Genomic DNA, 1,084 nt, shown 5'->3' on the forward strand with positions numbered 1-1,084 from the left:
ACGTTTCGCGGAAGTAAGCGTACTGTCAGCGGCAGGACAACGTATTCGATGTGTTATCTGAAAGTACTGATGAACGGTGCGGTGATTTATGATGGCGCGGCGAACGAGGCGGTACAGGTGTTCTCCCGTATTGTTGACTGCCAGCGGGTCGGGGAAACGTGATCCTGACGTTCACGCTTACGTCCACACGGCATTCGGCAGATATTCCGCCGTATACGTTTGCCAGCGATGTGCAGGTTATGGTGATTAAGAAACAGGCGCTGGGCATCAGCGTGGTCTGAGTGTGTTACAGAGGTTCGTCCGGGAACGGGCGTTTTATTATAAAACAGTGAGAGGTGAACGATGCGTAATGTGTGTATTGCCGTTGCTGTCTTTGCCGCACTTGCGGTGACAGTCACTCCGGCCCGTGCGGAAGGTGGACATGGTACGTTTACGGTGGGCTATTTTCAAGTGAAACCGGGTACATTGCCGTCGTTGTCGGGCGGGGATACCGGTGTGAGTCATCTGAAAGGGATTAACGTGAAGTACCGTTATGAGCTGACGGACAGTGTGGGGGTGATGGCTTCCCTGGGGTTCGCCGCGTCGAAAAAGAGCAGCACAGTGATGACCGGGGAGGATACGTTTCACTATGAGAGCCTGCGTGGACGTTATGTGAGCGTGATGGCCGGACCGGTTTTACAAATCAGTAAGCAGGTCAGTGCGTACGCCATGGCCGGAGTGGCTCACAGTCGGTGGTCCGGCAGTACAATGGATTACCGTAAGACGGAAATCACTCCCGGGTATATGAAAGAGACGACCACTGCCAGGGACGAAAGTGCAATGCGGCATACCTCAGTGGCGTGGAGTGCAGGTATACAGATTAATCCGGCAGCGTCCGTCGTTGTTGATATTGCTTATGAAGGCTCCGGCAGTGGCGACTGGCGTACTGACGGATTCATCGTTGGGGTCGGTTATAAATTCTGATTAGCCAGGTAACACAGTGTTATGACAGCCCGCCGGAACCGGTGGGCTTTTTTGTGGGGTGAATATGGCAGTAAAGATTTCAGGAGTCCTGAAAGACGGCACAGGAAAACCGGTACAGAAC

2 protein-coding genes and 1 pseudogene are annotated in these 1,084 nt (G+C 53.4%); all 3 read left to right on the forward strand.

Annotation, left to right across the window (positions count from 1 at the left end):
• Positions 1-281, forward strand: a pseudogene (locus ACTHSL_RS12700) (phage tail tip domain-containing protein); the annotation flags it as partial.
• Between the two features lie 61 nt (positions 282-342).
• Positions 343-963, forward strand: a complete 621-nt coding sequence (lom, locus tag ACTHSL_RS12705; protein WP_001246632.1) for an outer membrane beta-barrel protein Lom — start codon at positions 343-345, stop codon at positions 961-963.
• A 64-nt stretch (positions 964-1,027) separates the two neighbouring features.
• On the forward strand, positions 1,028-1,084 hold a 57-nt coding region (locus ACTHSL_RS12710; RefSeq protein ID WP_224543789.1), incomplete at its 3' end, for a prophage tail fiber N-terminal domain-containing protein.

It is taken from the genome of Neisseria sp. P0008.S010 (genome assembly GCF_051962715.1).
Lineage (GTDB): Bacteria > Pseudomonadota > Gammaproteobacteria > Burkholderiales > Neisseriaceae > Neisseria > Neisseria elongata.

What these genes read in the sequence shown, in the direction of transcription:
- lom (WP_001246632.1), top strand. Translation starts at nt 343, where the DNA reads ATGCGTAATGTGTGTATTGCCGTTGCTGTCTTTGCCGCACTTGCGGTG.